We start from the raw sequence: 4,270 nt of genomic DNA, 5'->3' as shown, positions 1-4,270 counted from the left end.
ATTGGGGGGAGAATTGGGGGGAGAATTGGGGGGAGAATTGGGGGGAGAATTGGGGGGAGCCAGAGGAGGCAACGCTAGAAACTTCAACGGGGACTTTCTGATTCCCCCCTTTCCAAGGGGGGTTAGGGGGGATCTTTTCCGGCTGTGCCTCATTATCGCGCAAAGTGCTGTATATAAACAGCCCCGGGGAACAATAATTCCCCGGGGCTGTTTCATGACCGTTTGAGGGGTAATACTCCTCACCCAAAATGTCGCGATCGCAAAATTTATCATCATATCCGATTGGAGCTTCACAAACAATGGGGTTTTGTAAAGTTTGGCGGGTTTCGATGTAAAGATTGGGTGAAGTTTTCCCCCCGCTCCGCACCCATGACCCCGCGATCGTAAAAATTTTCATCTTATCCGATTGGAGCTTCACAAACAATGGGGTTTTGTAAAGTTTGGAGAGCTTTTATTTTCTTTTAACCCGAATTACATCAGTTTTTGATATTAAGCCTCCAATTCTATGGACTTCCGAAGGCCAACACTTAGTCTATTTTCAATAAATCACGAAATATAATTTTTCCTACAACCGCCACCTGATAGATACTTTCGACCTTCTTCAAAGCGACTTTGACCGACGTTTCCTTCGTCGGCACCCGCCTGCGGGGGACGAACTTTGAAGAAACCAACTGGTTGAATGTCAACGCCAGCGGCGCCAACTTCCGCCCCAGCGCCAACTTCCCCACCACCAGCCTCTTCAAAGCGACATTAGAAAATGTCAACCTCAGCGGCGCCAACCTGCGGGAAGTCAATTTATCCGAGATCAGCACCAACGGCATCAACCTGTCCAATGCTTTATTGCAGGATGCCAACTTATTCAAAGCTGAAATCTCCGGAGAACAGTCCAACCGCCCCGACCTGAGCGGAGCCAACTTCACGGGAGCCGACCTGCTCGAAGCCAACCTGAAAGCCGCGGATTTAACAAATACCAACTTCACGAATGCCAACCTGCAACTGGTATCTCTCGAAGGAACTCTCATGGTCGGCACCAATTTCACCGGCGCCAATTTCGCGGGAGCCAGCCTCACCGATATCACCCTGAGTAATGCCATCTTCGACGGCGCCAACTTGGCGGGGGTCAACGTGACGGATGTCGATCCCGCGACCGCCGACATCAACACCAATGCCAGCTTCGTCGGGGCCAATCTGACCAACTTCAGCGCGGAAGACCTCAACCTGGGGGGAGCCGTCTTCACCAACGCCCAACTGGCCGGCGCGTCGTTTGCCGACACTTTCCTCGGAAATGCCAATTTCGCGGGCGTATTCGCAGAGGGTATTTTCCTCGAAGGTGCAGACCTGAGCAACGCCAACTTCACCGGAGCCGACCTCAGCGGCGCGAATCTCAACGGAGCCGACCTCAGCGGTGCCGACTTGAGCGGTGCCCAACTCGACGGCGCGAATCTGGTGGGCGCGATTCTCACCGGTGCCCAACTCGACGGCGTCATTTTAGATAACGCCTTCGCCGAGAAAACCGACCTGTCCGGCGTCAACCTGACCGGGGCCAGCTTGGTGGGTGCCAACCTGAAAGAAGTGGTTGCGGTCGGCAGCAATTTCCAGGATGCCAACCTCAGCGGCGCCAACCTGGAAGTCGCCATCCTCACCAACGCCGACTTCGGCGACGGACCCGACGCCGCCGATACCCTCGGGGCGGATTTGAGCAACGCCAACCTCACCAAAGCCGACCTGACCGGGGCGGATTTGGAGGGGGCGAATTTGAACGGTGCAATCCTGACGGATGTTATCGGCCTGAGCGGAGGTTCCGGCGGTGGCGGGGCGACTTCCACATCTGGCAACGACTCTCTCACCGGCGGCGATGGCAGCGACACCATCGACGGCGGCGCCGGGAACGATACCATCAACGGTGCCGGAGGGGCCGACAGCCTCTTGGGTGGCGCCGATGCGGATACTATCTACGGAGATTTGGGCGTCGCCGAAAGCTTGTCCGGCAACGATACCATCGACGGCGGGGACGGAAATGACCTTCTCGACGGCAACTTCGGGGCGGATGTGATTTCCGGCGGCGTCGGGTTCGACATCCTCTTCGGCGGCGCGACGGGAGGAAGCGAAACCGCCGCCGACACGCTCACCGGCGGTGCGGATGCCGACCTGTTCCGGTTGGAAGCCACGGGCTTTTTAGTCGAACCGGTGGAGCCTTCATTCCCGCCGGCCCCCGCTCCCATCGAACCGTCTGGGGACATCATCACGGATTTCTTGGATGGGACTGACTTGCTCGAATATGAGTTTGCCACCGGTGTTGTCGATCTCAATGAATTGATGATCACGGGTAACGGTACGTCCCAGGTGACGATCGCCGTATTGAATGACGGTTCTGTGGAGGGATTGCCCGACTACACCGAAACCGTCGCCGTTTTGAACGGTGCGGGCGGCTCGGCTATCACCATTGCCGAGGATGATTTCTTGCTGTAAAAATCCCCGGATCGATTGATAGATCGGTCATCTTGAGATCGAGGTTGCGATCGCCCGGACATTGGAAGTCTGGGGCGATCGCTCTCTCATGAATGGGATCGAAAAAGTATCGGCAGTTACGATAGGACAGGCCGACCGTTCTTTCCAGCTCATTGATATAGCAATCGGGAACTATTGGCAAATAGTCGCGCCCCCGAACCCTTGCCGAAGTCAGAAATGACGGCGCGACATTCTCAAGGCTCCTTGCGGTTCGGATTCCCGGCCCCACCTTTCGTCAACCCATCACACTCTCTCTCAGAGGAGGTTTCAGCGTTTTTGCGGGCGGTTTTCTTTCGAGATTGAATGGAAACGTGAAATAGAGGAACGTGGTGACACGACGGCTATCTCGGGTATCGGCGGTCAATAAGTTAAGAATTTTGACCCGATCTTAAAGATATTTTAAAAGCGATCGGGTCGCTCATATAATTGAGCATCCGGTGTTATAAAATGGCGGAGTCGCCCGAGTCGATTATTGAGGCTTCGAGTTGATATCAAGTCCCGAAGGACACCGACGATGTCAGTCCAGTCCGAATCTCAGTGTACTGGGGTTTGACCGGATTGACGGTGCAGGGTTGCTTTGGGGCGATCGAGCGGACTGGATAGGATTCAAAAATATTAAGTTTGAAAACTTTTATAAGGAGGAATGAAAAATGGAGGAAAGCGGTAATTTGGCGTTTTTGACGCCCAGCTTTTTTGGCGATTTTGAACAATGTCGATTGCTCAACGAAAGCTTGGCGAGGTTCGTGAAAGATGACTACCACCACTACATTGTGGTGGATGCTGCCGACTATTCCTTGTTCAAGGTACTCGACAGTTCCCATACAACTGTACTGACGAAAGAAGATGTATTGCCATCCTGGGTCAGCCGATTTCGCTTCAAAGTTCCTCGCAAGAACCGCTACTTTCGATTGAGCTGGAAATCCCGCCCCATTCGGGGTTGGATTGCCCAACAAATGGCGAAGTTGCAGGTCTGTGTACAATTGAAGCAAAGCACAGTTATTATCGTTGACTCGGATGTATTTGTTTGCCGGGATTTCGCGCTTTCAGATATCATGCAGGATGGAAAAGTTCCGCTTTATCTGAAACCCAACGTGATTTTTGCTGAAGAGTTACCGATGCATATTGAGTGGTTCAAAACCGCCAATTCAATTTTGGGGTTGCCAGAGCGAGAATTGCCCGGACCGGACTTTATTTCTCCGTTTACCTGCTGGAAGCCCGATATATTGCAGCAAATGCGGACTCAGATTGAGAAGACCTGCGAACAGGACTGGATGGTTGTGATTGCCCGCAACTGGAACTTTTGTGAGCCGGTGGTTTACGGGACTTATTTAGAGTATACCGGTCCGGATAAATGTGGGCATTGGGCGACGGATAAACCGCTGTCCTATAGCTGGTGGAACCCCACAGCGATCGGAACTGAAGAGATGCAAGAATTTCTTCAGAAGATCCCCGACCAATGCTATGCCGTGAACATTCAGTCCAAGGCAGAATTCTCGATCGATACCTACAAGCACCTGGTGAAGTCATTCTTCTAAACTATGCCTGGGTGAAAGGAGTAGGGACGATTTGTTTTCTTGCCCCTACAATGGCTCTCTTTGACCCTCGGGAAAATTTACCTTGACCCTTGCTCCCTCCCTCCCTACACCTGATTAAGAGAGTCTGTCTGGTAAATAACTGGATCGGATCACCCAGCGCTGTATCTCGCCCCCAAACCCCCAATTCTGGGGGCTTTTTCCCGGCACCCAGCGCTGTATCTCGCCCC

2 protein-coding genes are annotated in these 4,270 nt (G+C 53.2%); both read left to right on the top strand.

Features of this window, described 5'->3' with window-relative positions:
- Positions 1-612 precede the first annotated feature (612 nt).
- Complete coding sequence (locus tag AC0QHF_RS00355) at positions 613-2,469, top strand: pentapeptide repeat-containing protein (protein WP_324702205.1); 1,857 nt, start codon at positions 613-615, stop codon at positions 2,467-2,469.
- Positions 2,470-3,158: 689 nt separating this feature from the next.
- Positions 3,159-4,043: a DUF6492 family protein gene (locus AC0QHF_RS00350; RefSeq protein ID WP_324702204.1), complete on the top strand. Its 885-nt coding sequence runs from the start codon at positions 3,159-3,161 to the stop codon at positions 4,041-4,043.
- Positions 4,044-4,270: the final 227 nt, after the last annotated feature.

The organism is Lyngbya sp. CCY1209 (genome assembly GCF_055795065.1).
The sequence above is the reverse complement of the archived record's forward strand: the minus strand, read 5'-3'. Positions and strand labels throughout refer to the sequence as shown.

Bases quoted from the DNA above. Each gene is read 5' to 3' on its own strand.
- AC0QHF_RS00350 (WP_324702204.1), top strand. From the start codon at position 3,159: ATGGAGGAAAGCGGTAATTTGGCGTTTTTGACGCCCAGCTTTTTTGGC.